This window comes from Pandoraea sp. NPDC087047 (genome assembly GCF_044745225.1).
In the GTDB taxonomy this organism is placed as follows: Bacteria; Pseudomonadota; Gammaproteobacteria; order Burkholderiales; family Burkholderiaceae; genus Pandoraea.
Genome location: NZ_JBIUZU010000001.1, coordinates 265,263 through 284,663 on the forward strand (window position 1 = coordinate 265,263; position 19,401 = coordinate 284,663).

Annotated in this window: 10 protein-coding genes and 1 pseudogene; 2 read left to right on the forward strand and 9 right to left on the reverse strand. The window is 50.9% G+C overall.

The annotated features are described in order from the left end of the window. Positions 1 to 444: 444 nt before the first annotated feature. Positions 445 to 2,622: a hypothetical protein gene (locus tag ACIPHM_RS01100; RefSeq protein ID WP_400323532.1), complete on the forward strand. Its 2,178-nt coding sequence runs from the start codon at positions 445 to 447 to the stop codon at positions 2,620 to 2,622. Positions 2,623 to 3,591: 969 nt separating this feature from the next. On the opposite strand, the gene ACIPHM_RS01105 is transcribed toward ACIPHM_RS01100, so the two are convergent. The 5 genes from ACIPHM_RS01105 to ACIPHM_RS01125 all read right to left on the reverse strand — a co-directional run bounded on the left by ACIPHM_RS01105 (position 3,592) and on the right by ACIPHM_RS01125 (position 15,792). Beyond that, positions 3,592 to 4,302: a pentapeptide repeat-containing protein gene (locus tag ACIPHM_RS01105; RefSeq protein WP_400323535.1), complete on the reverse strand. Its 711-nt coding sequence runs from the start codon at positions 4,300 to 4,302 to the stop codon at positions 3,592 to 3,594. A 557-nt stretch (positions 4,303 to 4,859) separates the two neighbouring features. After that, the gene (locus ACIPHM_RS01110) at positions 4,860 to 5,636 is read right to left on the reverse strand and encodes a thioesterase II family protein (protein ID WP_400323537.1); all 777 of its coding nucleotides are present in this window, start codon (positions 5,634 to 5,636) and stop codon (positions 4,860 to 4,862) included. Then, entirely contained in the window at positions 5,633 to 6,877 is a 1,245-nt protein-coding gene (locus ACIPHM_RS01115) for an ACP S-malonyltransferase (RefSeq protein ID WP_400323540.1), read from the reverse strand. The genes ACIPHM_RS01110 and ACIPHM_RS01115 overlap by 4 nt, the downstream gene beginning before the upstream one ends. Before the next feature lie 49 nt (positions 6,878 to 6,926). Further along, positions 6,927 to 8,972 (reverse strand): beta-ketoacyl synthase N-terminal-like domain-containing protein, encoded by a 2,046-nt coding sequence (locus tag ACIPHM_RS01120; RefSeq protein ID WP_400323542.1) that lies wholly within the window; start codon positions 8,970 to 8,972, stop codon positions 6,927 to 6,929. Beyond that, positions 8,965 to 15,792, reverse strand: coding sequence for an amino acid adenylation domain-containing protein (locus ACIPHM_RS01125; protein ID WP_400323544.1), 6,828 nt, complete (start codon positions 15,790 to 15,792; stop codon positions 8,965 to 8,967). The genes ACIPHM_RS01120 and ACIPHM_RS01125 overlap by 8 nt, the downstream gene beginning before the upstream one ends. A 174-nt stretch (positions 15,793 to 15,966) precedes the next feature. Here ACIPHM_RS01125 and ACIPHM_RS01130 point away from each other — a divergent pair. Beyond that, a pseudogene (locus ACIPHM_RS01130) lies at positions 15,967 to 16,095 on the forward strand (transposase); the annotation flags it as partial. An 18-nt stretch (positions 16,096 to 16,113) separates the two neighbouring features. On the opposite strand, the gene ACIPHM_RS01135 reads toward ACIPHM_RS01130, so the two are convergent. The 4 genes from ACIPHM_RS01135 to ACIPHM_RS01150 are packed head-to-tail and all read right to left on the reverse strand — an operon-like array spanning position 16,114 to position 19,386. Beyond that, positions 16,114 to 16,827, reverse strand: a complete 714-nt coding sequence (locus tag ACIPHM_RS01135; protein WP_400323546.1) for an ABC transporter ATP-binding protein — start codon at positions 16,825 to 16,827, stop codon at positions 16,114 to 16,116. After that, the gene (locus ACIPHM_RS01140; protein WP_400323548.1) at positions 16,824 to 17,573 is read right to left on the reverse strand and encodes an ABC transporter ATP-binding protein; all 750 of its coding nucleotides are present in this window, start codon (positions 17,571 to 17,573) and stop codon (positions 16,824 to 16,826) included. The genes ACIPHM_RS01135 and ACIPHM_RS01140 overlap by 4 nt, the downstream gene beginning before the upstream one ends. Next, positions 17,570 to 18,463 (reverse strand): branched-chain amino acid ABC transporter permease, encoded by an 894-nt coding sequence (locus ACIPHM_RS01145; RefSeq protein ID WP_400324290.1) that lies wholly within the window; start codon positions 18,461 to 18,463, stop codon positions 17,570 to 17,572. Before ACIPHM_RS01145 ends, ACIPHM_RS01140 begins: the two co-directional genes overlap by 4 nt. 53 nt (positions 18,464 to 18,516) lie before the next feature. After that, positions 18,517 to 19,386, reverse strand: coding sequence for a branched-chain amino acid ABC transporter permease (locus tag ACIPHM_RS01150; protein WP_400323550.1), 870 nt, complete (start codon positions 19,384 to 19,386; stop codon positions 18,517 to 18,519). Between the last annotated feature and the right edge of the window lie 15 nt (positions 19,387 to 19,401).

Genomic DNA, 19,401 nt, shown 5'->3' on the forward strand with positions numbered 1-19,401 from the left:
ATCATGCTCCTACCGATGATAGACGCGCCGTCGGCAGGCAAGGTGCTAGGGGAGACTGCCGCGTAGTTGGCATCGCCTGACCTGAACGCCGGCGAACGCCGATAACTTGCCGACAAACATGGCCGCCAAAAAGACCGTTGTAGCTTCAAAACCGCCTTTGAGTTCACTTGGGACCGAACGACTGTTGTGGGTCGGGTTGCGACGATCGCGTTTGTCTCGATGCGGCCAGTTGCGGTCATCGGCCTTCGCGACTGACCGGTCATTTGAGCGTCTGCTTCGCTTTGATCGCGGTTGGCCGCGCCTGCAATCACGTCCGATAGAAATGCTATTAGCGCCACAATTCGGCGCGATAACACTGCGTAATCGTGGTCCATTACCCACCAACCTGACGGTCCTGTCTGGAATGGCATATGGACCGCGCCCGGCTACTAGTCAGAGAAGAAAATGAACTTTAAAGACTTATTCTCTCAACTTCATCGTGTAGAAGCCCCTTTAGAAGCCTTCAAGAAGTTGTCTCCTACAGCCTGCCGACCCAAGCCGAAAGCCTCGGATGTTGACGAGGCGTTGAGGGCCCTCTCCTATAACGTCTCGCGTAACAAGACCGGAACGGCGCTTTCTGTGGCAAGAGCGTTGTTGATACTGTTGGGGCCGGAGAAAGCGATATCGCGAATTCAACGAGATGGAGTCTTCCGAGCCTCCCACTACTCCTTTAACAGTCCAGCTGTGCAAGCCGTTGTTGCCGATTGGGCAGATAATGCCGTGCTCTACGGTCTCAGCGAAACAGACGCCGACTATCTTCGCTCAGTCAAAGCATTGTGGTCACTGGCTCCCTGTCTACAATGGGCGCGCCGGTCACTCGTTGATCGGATGAGATCAAGGCAATCTGTCGCAATCAAGACGTTGCTGGCTCACGTCGATTTAGCCTTCGCTTATGGCATGCCCGGCAATACGGAGTTGTCCACCGAATCTGCGGATGCCTACTCAAGCGAAGCTATGGCTGAGGCATTCTCATATCTCCTGCGTCTGTTCCACTTGGAGTTGGGAATAACGGCGCAGCATTTTCGGATGGTCGACGACTCCGCCGTTTCAAACACGTTCTATCAAGACATGCTTGTGGACGCAGCGAAGATTTGTGAATATCTTGAGGCCGAGGTGCTGGTTGACGCATTTCCCTACTCTGCAACGGCAAGTGGCAGCGAGATCCGGATTAGCGCAGACGACCCCATGCTGGAGAAGTCGATCCGCGCAGGATACATTCAGTCTGATATGCAAAAAGCGATTCGCCTCCGCGCGCTGATGGAGCATGGCAAGGCCCAAGATCAGGAAATCCTCTCCGTCACCAACTTGGCACAGATCTACTACGAGAAACTCGGCGAACAGGTCATCCACTTCGTTTCCAAACCAGTCCCGCGATATGTTTCGATGTTGCCGCTCGTGGACGAATTACTTCGACCGTTTTCCGGGAACGGCCTGTTTTTGGAAGACCTGTTTAGCATCGAAATGCTGGGCACCGAGGACTATGTCGCTCCATCCGAAATTATCGATTCACCCGTTGTCGGAAACATCTCGGTAATCGACATCTTGAAGGTGCAGCGCTTTTTCTACTTCATGCAGCTTGGATTCCGGCGCGCTATCGACCGTCATTCGCCAGTTACCGACCGACCTAATGTTTATCTGACCTCCTGCCTGCCGGTCTTCGAGCACCAGAAGCTAATGGTCATTCTGGGAAAACTCTTGGGTGACGAGAAGGCCGCGGAAATGCTTCAGTTCCTAACGTGCGATCTGTCGTCCGACTATATCGACCTGCAATACACGCCGATCATATCAAGCGGCGGGTGGTACATGCTTTCGTTAGTGGTTCTCTCTGGCTCAAACCTTGTCCGTAACCTGCTGTGCCACCACGCCAAACGGCTTACCATGCGAGAGAAGATAGACCAAGATCCAATGCAGGCAGCGCTGAAAAGCGCTTTGCAAGAGGCTGGATTCCTGGTCGAAATGGAAGTAGACACCGGGACGAAGAACAACAAGCTAGAAGTTGACGTTCTGGCTTATCGAGACGGGCATCTTTTCCTGTTTGAGTGTAAAAACTCGTTCCACCCCTGTAACGTTTATGAAATGCGTACGAGTTTTGACCACGTGGCGCATGCTGCTAACCAGCTGACGCAGCGCAAGACGTGGCTATCGAAATCGGAGAACCAACGTCGAGTGTTTGATACGCTTTCTTGGACGGTCGCGCCTGCAGCCAATGTGCATACCTGCATTGCCATTGGCAACCGCGTTTTCACCGGTTATGAATGCGAGGGCCATCCAGTCAGGCAAGTGCACGAGATGTTGAATCTCCTCCGGCGTGGGTACATCGTGATTCAGGACGTCTCGCGTCGACTTTGGCAGAGCGACCATTTCTCTGTCGATGACTTGTGTGCGCACTTGGCAGGAACAACGACCGTCGCCGACTTCATGACGGCTATGCAACCCTTAGACAGGACGCTTTCGTTCGGCACATCGAGACTAACGTTCTCAACGTACATGCTTGATGGGCGAGATCTATCGACTATCGCCGAAGCGCGCTACCCGTGCATCGAATTTACAACGGGGGCCGCGACTCAATCCATCGAGGATTAAATGCAGAAATCAAGGGGTCGTCTAGCAATCGTTTGGCCGCCGCAGTGGCCCGCTGCTGCGAAGAGTGGCGACCGTGGAATACTACTACTTCGAATGTCTTACGACGGCTCGATAGCTGCCGGTCACGGCGGCGAGACGGCTGACCGAAGCGGGTCGAACTGCGATGGCCAACCCCGCTGTGAAGTCGTGTTTCCGATTTCCTCGACTCTTGCATTGCAACATGCAACGAGGGCATCAACCAGCAAATGCGGATGTCCTTGTTGGTAGGACGCTACTCCCGTCACCCTAGACTAGCGAGAAATTTGTAACAGTTACCAACATTACATTTTCCTCGGAAAATCTGTTCGGAGCCAGTCACGAAAGTTTTGACTCAAGGAGGCTGGATCGGCATGAATGCACACTAGGCATCATTACCTGATTCGGTTCGCAGAATTGAACCGATATTCCGTCCACGGCAGAGTACGCGACCGTTTTGCACCTATTTTCTGTCGCGCCACAGAAACGCACTTAAATTGTGTCCGCATTGATGGACAAAAATTAGGGTTTCGATGCCGTTATTTTCTTACTAAGTGATTGATTTTATTGATTTGTATGGATAAAGGTGAACGCCCTGCTTTGTGTCCGCCAACTGCAGCCCGCATACCCACAGAGTTCGCGCCCACGTAATCACATGCGCGCGAATCACCGACCATTCAAGGGTTCGATTGAGCATCGGTGAGCTGAGAATCGCGGAATCCACATCCACGCGACCGACGACGCTCCGACACGAGCGCTGGACATCTTTTCGCACGCCAAGATCGGTCCAGCCTATCTTGCCGGCGTCCCGCCAATCGCTAATTGTTTGATTTTCCGGAACAATGATTTGGCTGTGAGTGCCATACTTTCCGTCCGTCCACTGCGGTCGCTCGTCCTCGTATCATGCGCCTGCATGGGCACTGGATGGGCTGCGGAACATGTTGACGACAGGCGTCAGACCACCCGCAACCCCAGTTCGGTAACAAGCTCTGCTGCTTGTTCGTACGAGATGGTTGCCCCTCGAAACAATCCGGCGTCAATCAGGCGTACACCATGTAAATCCACGCCGCGAAGATCTGCTCCCTCAAATAGGGTATCCCTGAGATGTGCATTCCTGAGACTGCCACCCTCGAACACCGCATCACGAAAGTCTGCCCCTGCAAGATCCGCATCTGAAAAATCGAGATTTCGCAGGGTTGTCTTGCGAAACGACACTCGGCGCAGATGTGCGCCGACCAGCAACGTCTCATCAAATTCGAGTCCAAGCGTCGCGCAGTCTTCGAAATTTGCCCCTGTCAGCTTGCAACCGCGGAAATGAACCGCCCCAAGTTTTGCACGCCGCCAATTCGTGTTGTTGAGGTCGCTCGACCGAAATACTGCATCGACCAGATCTGCAGAACGGAAATCCGCTTGACGTGCCCGGCATTTGATCCAATGGGTATGAACGAGTGCAGCACCCAAAAAAGATGCCTGTGCAATCGCGCATCGTTCAAACGTCGCCCCCCGCAAATTCAGCCGTGAGAGGTCCGCATCGTCGAAATCACAATCCTCGAAATGTAGCGGTCCCCTCGCCTCCTCGATCAATTGCTCGATGTCCGCACGACCGAGTGTCCGGTTCAATACCGTTACACCTCCGGCTGTCGGCGCAGTGTGATCAAGTGTCATACATCAAGGCTCCAATCTAATTCGGCGAAGATCATTCGGCGTGTAGTGTACTGGACAATAGTGCGTTTCCGGGTCAAGTCTTGAGAGACACGATCGCTCGTCACCCGATGCGCAGAAGTCTCGATCAGTGCTTTTTGCGCCAGCACTAATTGCTCAAACCATATGCTGTCTTGATAACGCGGCCGAATGACTGAGCCGCTGGTGTCTGGGATTGACGCTTCACCCGAATGAAGTCGATTCCCATGGGTGGCGCCCCATCGGTGATGGAACGGGGCTCGATTCGATGTCCACTGGCGTCCCGGGGCGAAACACGAGATCGGAGGGAATCGTAACGCCAAGGCCGACGAGCGTTCCGACGACCTCCATCCTGCCGGGGCGACCTGACTACGTGTCCACCATGATGGAGGTCGTCTTTGACAGATTGAAAGTCACGGCAACGGCCACATCGATTTCGCCTCGCCCCACTACCCGCCTCAAGCTGTGGCCGTGGCCGCTCGACAAGCCTGACTTCTATCGAAGATAACGGCGAACTGAAAAATTAACAAAACTGACACCCGTCAAATCCTGTTTTTTATTAATAATATTAGATCCGATAAGATCAGATCTAATATTTTCTTTGAAACTAATGAGCTCTGTGTTTGAGTGTAAAAATGATCGCCCGGAAAAATGACTTGGTTTTTTTCTCCAGAAAACGCCTCCATCCAGCCCGCCATGCTCTGCGGGCTCACCGCCTGATCGTCCTGTCCGGAAAAAATCGATAATGGAACAGAAAGAGGCTCGTGATTGTGGGGGTCAAAGCGATAATCATTCAGGCTCCAAAGTTCCGCTCGGATAGTGGGCATTATTGGCATAAAAGCATCTTTGTAGGATAGAAGTTGCTCTGGCACCCCTCCCATTTTTACCAATTGATCGAAAAGTTCAGAGTCACTTTGCGTTCGAAGCCAACAGGCCTCTCGAAGGGTATTTGGCGATGGTGGCGCAGCTGCAGACAAAATTATTCGATTGGGGAGTTTGAATTTATTTCGTCGCAGTGCCAGAAGACACTCAAATGCAACAATAGCCCCAAAACTATGGCCAAAAAACAAGCAAGGCCTTTCCGTGACGACGGAAAGATGGGGCAGCAAATGGTCAACATGAGATTTTATTTCATAAAACGGATTCTCCCGGATTCGGGTTGCTCTCCCTGGGGGCTGGTAGGTCAAGACCCGTACATCGGTAGGTAAGATATCCGTCCAGGTATTATAGTGATAGGCATTTCCACCCATATGGGGAAAGCAGATCAAAGTAACCTCGAATTTCTCTGATCGGGAGCCAGGAATCAGAATTTCATTCATAAGATCGCATAGGGATCATTCCAGGAAAGTTCGCGATAGCGTAAGTCCTGCTCCGCTTTGGTAATGCCCTTTTTTTCGAAAATATATTTCAACATGCGTACGGACAATCTACAAAGATTTTCATTATCTTCATGTGATTGATATCTCGCCTGATGATAGCATTTCGATACCTCTGAATATAGACTTCCACATTCTTCGTCAAAGTACCTACCCTCACCCGATGGGCTTTTATTGTGGTTTCTTGTGGCCGCAGCATACGATAGCGATCGAGCAACAAACGCCAATGCGTTTCCTGCTCGAGAATTTTTAGAAATAAATCCCAACTCCATCTCCATATCTCCGATTGAGCATACGGACCGTGTTTCGAGGAAAGGAATGATAGATCGATTAAGCTGACTTAGAATACTGGCTGGGCCGATTTCCACGACCTTTCTCACACCATGGAGGTATAAGAAGCGGATCGTCTTAAGCCAATTCACGGGGCGATGCAACTGCTGTGAGAGAAGGTCTATCCATTCAGAGTGGTCGTCCGGATACGGATAGCCAGAAACATTTGAAATTACTCCATTTTTCAATTTTCGCCACGAGACTTTTTTCAACTCCTCACGAAACTCCCGTGCCGATTCCTGCATCCATCTAGAGTGAAATGCACCACTCACCTTCAAGCGCTTTGTATGAACGTTAAATCCCGATAATAATTCCGTTGTTTTGCGAAGAAGTGCCAGATCTCCTGATAAAACATATTGCTCTGGAGCATTATTGCAGGCGATGTCTAAAGGCTGTCCAAACTGGTCAAGATCAATAAGTATCCTCTTCAAATTCTCAATGGAAATCCCGCTGACAGCCAGCATTCCGTGATCCACCTGGCAAGCGGCCTCCATCAATTGGCCCCGTTTGTTGATGAGTTGGAGTCCCTCTGAAAACGCGAGCCCACCGGCCGCTACCAGGGCACTGTATTCACCAAGACTATGGCCGGCGAAGAAAGCCGGGAAAATAGGTGCTTCGGCTCGAATAGCCTCAAGCATTGCAATCTCGACCACAAAGATAGCGACCTGTGCCGAATGCGTACTGGCAAAAGCGAGTTCGGACCCAGAGAAGCAGATTTTGGCAACGTCCCAACCTAACACGTCATTGGCTTCCTCGAAAACCAACCGTGCCGCGGTAGAGGACTCGAAGATGTCTTTGCCCATGTATGCTTTTTGAGCACCTTGACCAGGGAAAACTAAGGCGAGTAGGTTCATAGCACCTCCTATATGCCAGAAATCGAGATGGCGAATAGGATTTATTTAATTACGCTGGACGAATAACTTTCAAAAGTTCTGTAAGCGTTGGAGTTTTCCATAGCTGATCAAGATCAAAATTGCAGTCGAGAATATTGGATAATCTTGAAATAAAATACGTAGCCTTAAGTGAATCCCCTCCAGATCGAAAGAAATTTTCATCGTCCGACACGTAGGACGAGCCCAAGATGCTTTTCCAAAGCGCCCTGGTTATCTGCTCAGGATCGTATCCGACGTCATTCGGTAATTCTGTATTTGAAAACCAAAAATCACGGGTATCGAACACTGTTCCCGGGATCCGGGCGTAACTAAATTCAGAATACAAAGCAGACCAATCACCCGAAATTCCTTTCATGTAGTTTTTAGAAATTTCCGAGGAATTATTTGTTTCAATTTGCGACAAGTTCGGCCATAAATTCAAGGCCTTATCAAGAAGAATAATAGTTTGCTCGATTGAGTCAGATGAAAATGCGAATCTGCATTTGAAATGATGTCGCACTGCGAGTGATCGCAATAAACCGCCGAATTCAGGACAACGTTCTATTAGATATTTTCTGAGAACCCGAATATACCCCCGAAGGGAGTCAGGCGAATGCGCAGACAACAGCACTACGCCTTCTAGGCTGTTTTTTCTCCATGTGACCGGCGTCTTCTGAATTTGCTCACCTAAAGCCACGTGGCAATTCGTGCCATTCATGCTGAACGCGCTTACTCCGCAATAACGTTTGCCACCTATGGGCCAGCGAATTAGATGGTCGTTCACGTATAGCGCCGAAGAAAAATAGTCAATGCTCTCGTTCGGCTGAATGAAATGAAGGGATGGAAGAATCCATCCCCGGTTCACCATCAATGCTGCACGGACCAGTCCAGTGATTCCTGCCGCACTATCCAGATGCCCCAACAGACTCTTTACGGATCCGACCGCGCAGTGGTGACGCAAATCACTGGCCCATTTTTTAAATACCCGAGATAGCGCCTCAAATTCTATAGGGTCACCCAGCTGAGTACCCGTGCCATGTGCCTCCATACATCCGATTTTCAGGTAGAAATTTTCGGAAGCAAGGTCACTATTATTTCTTGCTTCGGCCCAGGCCTGCTCGATTACTGCCACCTGGGCTTCGACATTGGGTGTGGTGAGGCTTGACGTTGAACCATCTTGATTGCTCGCAGATCCCAGAATCGTCGCGTAAATTTCATCTCCATCCCGAAGTGCTTTACTCAGCGGTTTGAGCACCACGGCTGCCACACCCTCTCCAATTCCGGTTCCACTGGCCTCCCCCGAAAAAGTTCGCGTCATCCCATCTTTGGATTCGATTCCGATGCTTTCAAAAGATGCTGCAGGTAGCAGGTGTAATTTAACCCCTCCTACCAACGCCATTTCACAATCACCTTGGCGCATCGCCTGACAAGCCTGATGCACAGCAACCAGAGAAGAGGAACAAGCCGTATCAATTACCAGACTTGGGCCTCTCAGATCGAAAAGATGGCTAATACGTCCCGCAATCATGGGGGAGAGATTCCCCGTGATAGCCAAATTGAAGAGTTCCGGATTACGCTGGCGGATCAATTGCCCATACGTCAGATCATCCGAGCCGGCGCAATATCCCACGTAGACACCGACCGATCGCCCCTTCAACCTGGGAAGCGGACAATGCGCGTCTTCGAATGCGAGCCATGCTATGCTCAAAAACTGACGTTGCACCGGATCCATAAGCTCAGCTTCTCGAGGGCTGATCCCAAAAAACTCCGGATCAAAGTCTTCGATCTGATCCAAGTATGAGCCTACTTGCATCTCTGCGAGCTTTTCGGAATCCTTATCCACTCTATTTTGACGTGACGAAGGAAATGGTCGGACCTGTGGAATCGCTTCCATATTCAGTTTCCAGAATTCCGAAATGCTCCCTGCCCCAGGCCACTTCCCCGCCATCCCGATAATTGCAACTGGCTCCCGATGGAACTCGACTTCATCGAGGTATTTGAGAAGTTTCTTCGCCAACTCCAGGCTTATATTTTTATTTGAAACTTCTTTAAGAATTTCTAATTTTATTTCAGTCACGATATGCAGTTCGAATTTGTTCGAAGGCTTGCTCGACCGTAATTCCCTGGGTTTGAAGTTCGTCTAGAATCCTGTCTATATTGGAGTCTTTGTCACCATTACCGCCGACATCATTGACCTTCTCCGCTCCCGTGAAGGCAACATGCTTTGCCTGATCCGAGATCGTAGCGATGACAAACAGGTCAGGAATCGAAAAGGCGCCCGGCCAACGCTCATCGATCCCTCTATGCAACCTGACCAAAAGCAATGAATTCCCACCGGCTCGGTGAAAACTTAGATTCCTAGAAGTAACCTCGCGCCCTAAGATCTGGCACCACAGACATTCAATTTGCCTCTCCAACTCCTCAAGTTCGAGACTGTCAACTCGGCGCTCTTCCGCCGTCTCTTCGTTTTGCAGAGAAATGAGTTCCGAGACATTTGGAAGTCGTTTCAAATCAAACTTTCCATTTCTAGTAACCGGAAATTCGTCTAAGAACGAATACCATGCAGGAATCATATAGGCAGGCAACTTGGCTGCTAAGAAGTCAGACAATTCCTGAGAATTGATTTGTGAACGGGTCGTGACGTAGGCAACCAGTACTTTTTGTCCAGTCGGATCCAGTTGAGCAAGTGCAATCACCTCGCGGATCGCTGGATGCTGTTTCAGTGATAGCGCAATCTCACCCAGTTCTACGCGATATCCACGGATCTTTACCTGATGATCCGCTCTTCCCAGGAATATCATTGTTCCATCCTGACGCCAGGAGCCAAGATCTCCGGTGTCGTACATTATTCTTTGATGGTCGACCGGGCCGTTCAACTCATCTGTAGATCTGTCAAAAGGATCCGCTATAAATCGCTCCTCAGTGAGCTTTTCAATTCCCGTGTAACCTTCTGCGAGGCACTCGCCGCCGATAAAAATCTTTCCCGGAATTCCAATGGGGCACGGTTGATTGAGATCATCCAATACGTAGTAGCGCGCATTCTGAATGGGTTTTCCATATGGAATACTTACCCAATTAGAGGAGTCCTCTGTCACATCGAAATAATTTGACCAGACGGTGGCCTCAGTAGCGCCTCCCAACGCAACAACTCGAACCTCGGGAAAGAGTTTCCTCAACTCACCGGGAATAGACACAGGTACCCAGTCGCCGCTTAAAAACACCAACCGCAATGCATGAGAGGGAGTGTCGCTTACGGGGATAAATTGGAGTATTTGTTGCATTGCGCCAGGAGCTGAATCCCAGAACGTTATCTTCTCGTCCAGCACAATTTTAGCCAGACGCTGCGCGTCCAGTACTTCGCTCTTGTGCGCTACCCGGATTGTTCCACCCGCAGCCAATATGCCAAAAATATCGTATACCGAAAGATCAAAGCAAAGTGACGTAATGAATAGAAGCTTGTCGCCACCATTTACCTGGTAACGACCGTTCACCCATTCAATCAGATTTATTACTGGCCGATGAGCGACTTTCACGCCCTTGGGAGTTCCAGTTGATCCAGACGTAAATATTACATAAGCCAGATCTTCGCTGGTCGCCACAGGGGTTAAGCAATCTGCATTCTCATTCGTAAATTTCTTGTCCGACTCGACATAGACGATTTTTTTGAGTGCTTCAAACTTTGGATTATTGATTTTAAAATTTGAAAGAGATTCTTTGTCTGTAATAAAATGACTGATCTGAAGCTCCTCCAGGATCGACATCAATCGCTGCTCCGGAATATCAGTTTCAACTGGGACATAAAATCCGCCAGCCTTCAGTACAGCCAAGACCGAAATAATCATGCCCGCGGATCGATCCATCATTACTAGAACCGGAATTCCTTTATTAACTCCAATTCGCCGCAAAGAAGCAGCAAGTTGATTGGCAGAATTTTCCAGTTCAAGGTATGTATAAGAGGCACCCTCTTGCTCGACTGCAATCGAATTCGGTGAAATCACTACCTGGCGCTCGAAAAGCTGATGGATTAAGCATTTTCGATCATACGGAGTGGATGTGGCATTGAACCCATTCAACACATCCTCCCTTTCCATCTGCGACAATATTGAAATATTATCAATTGACTGATTCGAATTTATCAGGATATTTTTGAGAATATTTAGGTAATTACATGCAACTCTTTCGGCAGTACTTCGCTTGAAAATATCCGACGCAAATTCGATAGAGATTCTAGGGTTTTCGGGGTCATCAGTGACAAACAAACTCAGATCAAATTTTGCGCCCTGATAATTCCAATCTATTTTTTTCAAACTGACGCCAGAACCAAACGGGGGTACTGATCCAGAGGCAATCATTGAAAAAAATACATTGAAAAGCGGGTTTCTCCAGCTTTCGCGAGAGGAATTGAGCTCCGCAACCAATTCCTTGAATGAGAAGTCCTGGTGATCCAGACCATTAAGAATTTCTATTTTTAAAAATTCAAGCAATTTCACGAAAGTCCAATCCGGATTCAATTGAATGCGAATAGGGAGTGTTGTAGCCAACATGCCTACCAGCTGAGAAGCTTCTGGTTCCATGCGGCCGCTGGCAACAGTGCCCAAGTTGAAGTCACTTTGCCTGGAGTATCGGCGGAGAAGGATCACGAATGCCGTCAAATAGACCATATACGGCGTAGCATCATTTTTCAGCGCCACTTCATTCACGTCTGCCAGTATTTTTTCGCTCAAAGTTCGATGGAGTGTTTCGCCTTTGATTTGCGGGTGTGCGCTTCGGGAAAAATCATTGGGCAACTGAATTTCCGTTGTGCTTTGGCTTAGCCTGTTGCGCCAATAAATATTGGCCTTATCGGAATTTTCGTTTCTCTCTCGCCTTGCCCAAAACTGAAATGCTGAAGTTTCAATCGGGTCAAGAACTTCACCGCGATAAAGCGCAGAGAGATCCCTTGTAATGATGTCAATTGATGTTCCATCAACTGCAATGTGATGAAAAATAAATGCCAGATATACCGCACCGGGGCCGTTATCATCGACCGTCTCCACAACATCCAGCCTCGCGACGCCAGATTGCGTAAAGTTGTAGGAGCCTAGATGGGCCTCAAGCCACTCGGGTAGGTCCGCCTCATGAATTCCAGTGGAGGCTTTGAAATTGTTTGATGGTTCCTCACCAGATGACTCGACCCAAACAATCTGATCTGCGTCCATTTCAAATCGACTCTGCAGGAAGAGGTGGCGTTCCCTGAGCGCTGCCCAGGCTTCTCTAAGACGCTCTATACTTAGCTTTCCATTGAGCTTGAATAGAAGCGGAATCAGATATGGCGCGCGTCCCGCTGTCACTTGGTCCAGAATATAAATCCGCGTCTGTGCATCATTAGCTTTCACGCGTTTCTGTTTGGGCATTGGGGTAATAGCTCGTCCGACACCCGTGCTTGCGTTGTTTGCATTCGCCGCGACCTTACCTTGAGCATCAGCCTCAAAGTAATCTCGCTGTTTTCGGACCGTATTTAATGAATAGAGATTTACGATCGAAGGGCGCGCCCCATAAAGGCCTTCAAGCCGAGATGCCAGTGTGATCACTTTCAGCGAGTCACCACCAAGACTGAAGAACGACTCGTCAAGTCCAGGTACGCCCACTCCCAAAATCTCACTCCAGATCCGTTGAATTGCTGTTTCTGGGTCTTCGAGTTGCTGTGGGGGCCGCTCTGGGCGCGCGAGTGACCCCGTTAGCTGATTTTGCATTTGCATCGAACCGCCCACGGGCCATGGCCTCAAACCCTGCGGTAACTGGTTCTTTGCTATCTTTCCATTGATATTTAGAGGAAGCGCTTCTACTTGAAGGTACCGAGTAGGGACCATGTAGCCAGGAAGTGCATTCCGAAGCGTCGTGTGAAGAGACGCTAGAACCTCTTCTGGGACCGAACTTTCCAGAACCAGATATGCAGCGAGCGAGTCACCCCCCTGCTCTTCTTGGGTCAGGGTCACATAGGCGTCTTGAATTTCTGGTTGTCGTAAGAGGTGGCTTCGAACTTCCTCAAGTTCCACTCGAAACCCTCTCGTCTTGACTTGGGAATCGATTCGTCCGAGGAGATGAATTAGGCCATCCTGGTCCCAGTAGGCCAGATCGCCCGTACGATACAAGTATTTTTTTTTTCCATTTGGCCAACGGTGGTTGACAAATTTTTCGGCCGTCAGCGAGATGTCGTCGTTAATATACCCCTCTGAAACACCATCACCTCCAACGTACAGCTCCCCCAGTGCATTTGGCGGTAAAATATTACCGCCTTTGTCCATTACATAAGCTGTTGATCCAAGTAATGGCCGCCCAATCGAGATTGCACTCTGATTAATTCCTCTCGGGATGACGTAAAAGGTTGAAAACGTAGTATTCTCGGTAGGTCCATACCCATTCACCACGGTCAATCCGGGGGACGATTCTTGGGCCATTGCGACTGCGTCAGGAGAGACGACATCTCCTCCCACGATCAGATAATCTACAGCTTCAAACAAATCTGGTTTTTCCCTGATCATCCGAAAAAAAAGTGGTGCCGTCATCCACATTGTGTTCGGAGTAAATCGGTCAATTGAATGGCTCAATTTTCGGGAATCCAGAAGCGTCATCTTATCAATGAATGCCACTGAGCCGCCGTGCAATAGTGGCGCCCAAATTTCATAGGTTGTTGCATCAAAAGATGGAGATCCGGTCAACAAGACCTTCGTGTCTTCGCTCAATGGAATCGGGTTATTCGGCTGAACTAAACGAAGTATGTTTCGATGTGAAATTCCGACTCCCTTCGGCGTTCCCGTCGAGCCGGAGGTAAACATCACATACGCTCGAGTGTCAGCATCAACGCCAATTTCGTTTGAACGTTGAATCCCCACCTGAGAATCGGCTGCTGCGAGAACCTGAGCCCAATCCAGTATGGGGATCGCTAATGAGTTCGCATTGCCCCCGAGATCCAAGCACAAACAACATTGGGCTGTCTCGACCATCATTTGCAGACGAACGACGGGATAATCCTGATCCAGAGGAACGTACGCCACACCCGCCTTGAGAATCGCGAGGATTGCAACCACATAGTCGACATTACGTGTCGCCAAGACAGCAATGGAACTTCCTCTCGCTGGTCCCTCTTGCGATAATCGGGAGCGGAGAACTATTGCGATTCGATCGGTGAGTTCATCCAGAGTCCGGTAACTCAATTTTTCATCTAAAGATACAAGGGCTACCCGTTCCGGGAAAGCCGCAGCCATTTCCTTGAATCTCGAAATAACCGTTCCATTGTTTTCACTTCCATCAATCCCGCCAGGATTGAATCGTGCGACCAGATCAAGACTTACATCGTCCGGCAAGAGTGATAGGGAATTTATGCTTTTGCTACCGTGGGAAGCAACGATCTGATCGCACAAATTAACGAAACTTTTGGCATAAATGTTAATTGTCTTGTCGTCAAATTGCTCCGAATCGTACTCAACCGACAATTCAAATTGTCTCGCCCCACGCTCCAAATACTCAATGACACTGAAAAGTAACGGAAAGTGGCAGAAAGGATAATTAATTCGCAAAATCCTTCCAGCATTCCCCAGGTCGAAGTTGAATTGTTGTGTTGTGTAGGCGACGCTGTAATTAAAAGATGAATGCTCCACCTCAAAGGGAATTTCGCCTTGCAATGGATATAATTCGTAATCCATTCTCTTTAGGCAATGCGCATTTACCTCTTTTACAAAATCAGAGAATCTGTCAGTGGTTTTTATTTGATGTCGGCTCGGGAGAGTTCGAGCAAATAACCCCACTACGCCCTCGGTCTCGCGAGTTGCCCGACCGTTCGAGGGAACTCCGATCAGGACCTCATCCTCGTGGGTTATCTTGGAAATTAAATTGTTCAGAACAGCCAAGAAAAATGAGTGTAGAGTTGCCTCGTGCGACCGGCAAAATTCTTCCACCCCCTTCACCAAATCTTCCTCCAGATTAACCCGGAGGGATTTACCTCGACCACCTGCCTTTCCCGAGACCTTCACGGTTTTCCCGGGAAATTTTGGGCTTCTCAGTGGTTTCTTTAAAAAATCACTCCAATAATTCTGCGCAAGCTTCCAGCGCGGATCGATTTTATTCAGAGAGTTCAGCGAGGCGGCAGCGACTTTATAGTCAAATGGGGCATTGCATTCCTCCCCTTTCAAGTACGCTAGAAAGTCAGAAAGAAATACCTCCAGTGATAATCCGTCCATCACGAGATGGTGAAAATCAATCAATAGATGATGATGCTTTCCTCCATCATCAAATAAGCAAGCTCGTACCAGCGGCCCTTTGTCAAGAGAGAACGGTTGAGCAAATTCGAAAATTTCCTTTTGAAGGCTTTCTTTCGAAATGTGAGATATAACGAATGGAATTTTCGAGACCACATCAAATTTCTGAAAAAGCTCACCACCTTCAACAACGAATCCGGATGTCAGCGCCGGATGACGCAAACAAGATGACTGGAACGACGCTCTAATATTTCCGACAGATATTTTTTTTGATAGTTGAAGAAGAACCGGAACATTGTAGGCCCTGGCTTCGACATGGGACATCGTGGCGAAGTATAGTAATTTTTGAGCTTCATTCGCAGGGATTTTTGTTTTTGTGTCGCCGGAAATTACCTCACATTTCACCGTCCCAGAGCGTCCGCCTTTCGGTAGATTGCCTATAAATTCGGCAAGCTCCTCCGGAGAATTGTGCATCATGACGTCCGAAAAATTAAGCTCGACATTAAAGTATGATTCGAGCTGATTCTTTAGAGCCATAACTTTAATAGAATGGCCGCCGGCATCGAGGAATGACTGATTCCGTTTTACACTTTTTACTTTTAAGATAAGAGCCATTATTTGGCAAATTTTGTCGCAAATTTTCAGCTCTTTGTCATGATGCATGAGTCGTCTCCTACTCGTAATCGCTCCATCAACTCCGGTTCCATAGTGTTATTTTTCTTGTTAAGTTGTCTTATCAAAACGAAAAGATCAAGGAAGTCCGGAGATTTTGGGTGAATGACGTGCCATGAAGACGAGCGAGTTCACGAAGTGCAGATCGCATTGGCCTTGAAATAGTTGGAGTTGGCCACGAAGGTCGAATCGGTTTGTCGTCAGGCGGGTATTCGCGAGGCGACTGTCTATAGCTGGAAGACGAAATACGGTGGCGTCGGCCCGTCGGAGCTGCGCGGAACGCGCCAGTTGGAAACACGCGGGTCAGCTTGGTCATCGCCACTGGGCTGCCGATGCGCCCGCCAACTCACGCACGTGGATCTCGTCACCGGCGAACGTGCGGGCGTCACCAACGAAGACCACTCGCCCGTCGTCGAGCACGCAGGCAGTATCCGCAATCGATAAGGCCGCACGCACGTTTTGCTCGACCAGCAAGACGGCAATGCCTTCGTCACGCATCGCCACGACGACATCGAAAACGTCTTGTACGAGTCGCGGGGCCAAACCCTGGGACGGCTCATCGAGCAGCAACAGTCTTGGATTGAGCATGAGAGCGCGTCCAATCGCAAGCATCTCCTGCTCCCCCCCGGATAACTGGCGGCCTTTGCTTGCGCGGCGCTCACCCAAACGGGGAAAGGTCTCGTAGACCCGCTCGACGCGCCATGTTCCGGCGCGCTCAAGCGGTACCTGTAAGTTCTCCTCCACGCTCAGGCCAGCAAACACCCGACGCCCCTCGGGGACGTAGCCCACGCCGAGCGACGCGATACGAAATGGCGGCCAGTCAGTAATGTCCTCGCCGAACATGCGAATGTTGCCCTCGCGTGGTGGCGTCAAGCCCATCAGACTGCGCAGCGTGGTGGTCTTGCCGGCGCCATTGCGTCCGAGTAGCGCCACGACCTCCCCTTCCTGCACCTCGATGGATACCCCGTGAAGGACATGACTCTTGCCGTAATACGTCTGCAACCCATTGGCTTCCAGCACTTTCATTTCGGGGCTCCCAAATAGGCGGCCTGCACCTGCTCGTTCGCTGCTATGTCCGTCGGTGTGCCCTCGGCTAACACCCGCCCTTCGGCGAGTACCGTGATGCGTTGCGCCAACTCGAAAATGACGCGCATGTCGTGCTCGATCAGGATCATCGATAGTCCCTGGTCGCGGTTGAGCGTACGGATGAGTTGCGTGATCTCGTAGGTTTCCTGGTCGGCCATCCCCGCCGTTGGCTCGTCGAGCAGCAACAGCGTTGGATTGAGCGCGAGCGACATCAGAATCTCAGTGGCGCGCTGGTCCCCCAGCGGCAACTCGCCCACACTTCGGTCGCAACGTTCAGACAAGGCGGCAAGCCCGATCAACGCGTCGGCACGCGCCTCGATCCTTCGGCGTTCGCCGGCGGGAAGCCACAAATCGAGGCGATGGTGGGCTGCGATCTCGACGGCAAAGCGCACATTCTCGCGCGCCGAGAGTTCCGGAAATATCTCTGTGATCTGGAAAGTTCGCGCCATTCCCATGGCGACGCGGCGATGCGGGGGCAGCGCCGTGACATCTTCGCCTTTGAAGAGAATGCGGCCCGAGGTCGGTGGAAATAAACCACTGATGAGATTGAAAAACGTCGTCTTGCCAGCACCGTTCGGGCCGATGACCGCGCGCAACTCGCCCGTGTCGATCGACATCGATACCCCATCCACGGCACGCAGGCTGCCGAACTGGTGCGAGACGTCCTCGACGACGAGCAGGCTCATGATCTGCCTCGTCGATCAAGCACGCCAAGGACACCTCGTGGAAAGAACACCACAACCAGGATGAACAGCAGGCCGATGAAGGACATCCAATTCTCGGTTCGGCTCGAAATGAAATCCTGGACCACCACGAAGATCGCAGCCCCGATCAGTGGGCCCCAGAATGACCGCATGCCGCCAAGCACCGCCATGATGACGAAGTCACCCGACTGATCCCATCGAAGGCCATGCGGGTCCGCAAAGTTATTCAGCAACGCAAAGAGTGTGCCGGCCAAGCTCACAAAGAAGCACGAGATGACAAACGACAACCAGATGTGCCACTCGATCGGAAGGCCCAGGAAACGCGCGCGCTTTTCATTCTCACGGATCGCCAGAAGTGTGTGGCCGAAAGGCGAGCGCAGTATGGCGGCCATGAGGGTTACGGAAATCGCGAAGCAGGCAAGCACGAAGTAGTAGAACAGGCGCTCGTCGGAAAAGATGTCGATGGTGTAGGCGCCGAGTCGGATCGGCATGCGATGCCAACCGGAGAGACCGTCGTCTCCGCCAGTGACCGAGTTCCACGTGAACGCGATGAAATAGAAGACCTGACCGAACGCGATGGTCGCCATCGCAAAGTACACGCCACGCAATCGAACGATCAGCGCCCCTATCACCGCCGCAGCCAATGTCCCGGCGACAACCCCAACCAGTATCCCGAGCAGCGTGTCGGGCGTCAGATAGCGAATTGTCATGCCCACACCGTAGGCGCCAAGGCCGAAATAAGCCGCGTGGCCGAACGAGAGCACGCCGGTGAATCCCAGCAGAAAATTCAACGCCATCGCGGCCAGCGCCATGACAAGCACCCGCGTGCCCAATGCCGGGTAGCCGCCAATCGCGCCGATCCAGAACGGCATCGTCAGGAGCGCCGCCGCGACCAGAAAATTGTGGAGATGCCGCAAAACCGGGCTCACTTGATTCTCCCGACTTCACCCAGCAGACCTCGGGGCCTGACCAGCAGTACGAGTGCCATCATCACGTAAATGACGGCTTCCGAAGCCGATGGCAAAAACACCGCAGTCACGCTTGCCGCCACCCCGATGAGCAATCCCCCTAACAACGTGCCGGGTAGACTGCCAAGACCACCGACGATGATCGACACGAAGCTGGGCATGATCAGCGAATCCCCGATGGTCGGCGAGAGCCCAAGCATGCCTGCGGCAAGGACACCAGCCAAACCTGCCAGATAGATACCCATGCCGAAGTTCAGGCTGCGCAGGATGCGCACATTCACGCCAAGGGCGGCGACAGTCTCGAGATCGGCAGTGCCGGCGCGAATGCGAATACCCAGTCGGGTTCTGTTGAGCACCAGAAACAGCCCGGTGACGACGGCGATGGCCAGCATCACCATGAACAATCGATACCCGGTGACAAAGAAGAACGTGGTGCTCAAAGGTACGTTCAGTATGTCGGGAATTTGGTACGGCAAGGTCTGGGGGCCCCAGAGGAAGCGTGTGCCGTCCTGAAGGATGAAGGCCAGCCCGAAGGTTAGCAATAAGCTGTAGAGCGGATCACGGCCATACAGACGTCGGATCAGAACCGCTTCAATCAGCAACCCAAGCACGGCGGTGAGCACCGGTGCCAGGAGGAGCGCGATCCAGAAGCCGGTGTACGGCATCATCGTGTACGCCAGGTACGCGCCCAACGCCAGAAAACCGCCATGGGCGAAGTTGATCACGCCACTCAGGTTCAGGATCAGCGACAACCCCAAGGCCATGAGCGCGTAAAACGCGCCGATGATTACCCCGTTGAACACGTTAAAGAGAATGAGTTGCGTCATACGGGCACCTTGCCT

Bases quoted from the DNA above. Each gene is read 5' to 3' on its own strand.
- ACIPHM_RS01145 (WP_400324290.1), bottom strand. From the start codon at position 18,463: ATGCCGTTCTGGATCGGCGCGATTGGCGGCTACCCGGCATTGGGCACG.
- ACIPHM_RS01105 (WP_400323535.1), bottom strand. From the start codon at position 4,302: ATGACACTTGATCACACTGCGCCGACAGCCGGAGGTGTAACGGTATTG.
- ACIPHM_RS01125 (WP_400323544.1), bottom strand. From the start codon at position 15,792: ATGCATCATGACAAAGAGCTGAAAATTTGCGACAAAATTTGCCAAATA.
- ACIPHM_RS01150 (WP_400323550.1), bottom strand. From the start codon at position 19,386: ATGACGCAACTCATTCTCTTTAACGTGTTCAACGGGGTAATCATCGGC.
- ACIPHM_RS01110 (WP_400323537.1), bottom strand. From the start codon at position 5,636: ATGAATGAAATTCTGATTCCTGGCTCCCGATCAGAGAAATTCGAGGTT.
- ACIPHM_RS01115 (WP_400323540.1), bottom strand. From the start codon at position 6,877: ATGAACCTACTCGCCTTAGTTTTCCCTGGTCAAGGTGCTCAAAAAGCA.
- ACIPHM_RS01100 (WP_400323532.1), top strand. From the start codon at position 445: ATGAACTTTAAAGACTTATTCTCTCAACTTCATCGTGTAGAAGCCCCT.
- ACIPHM_RS01140 (WP_400323548.1), bottom strand. From the start codon at position 17,573: ATGAGCCTGCTCGTCGTCGAGGACGTCTCGCACCAGTTCGGCAGCCTG.
- ACIPHM_RS01135 (WP_400323546.1), bottom strand. From the start codon at position 16,827: ATGAAAGTGCTGGAAGCCAATGGGTTGCAGACGTATTACGGCAAGAGT.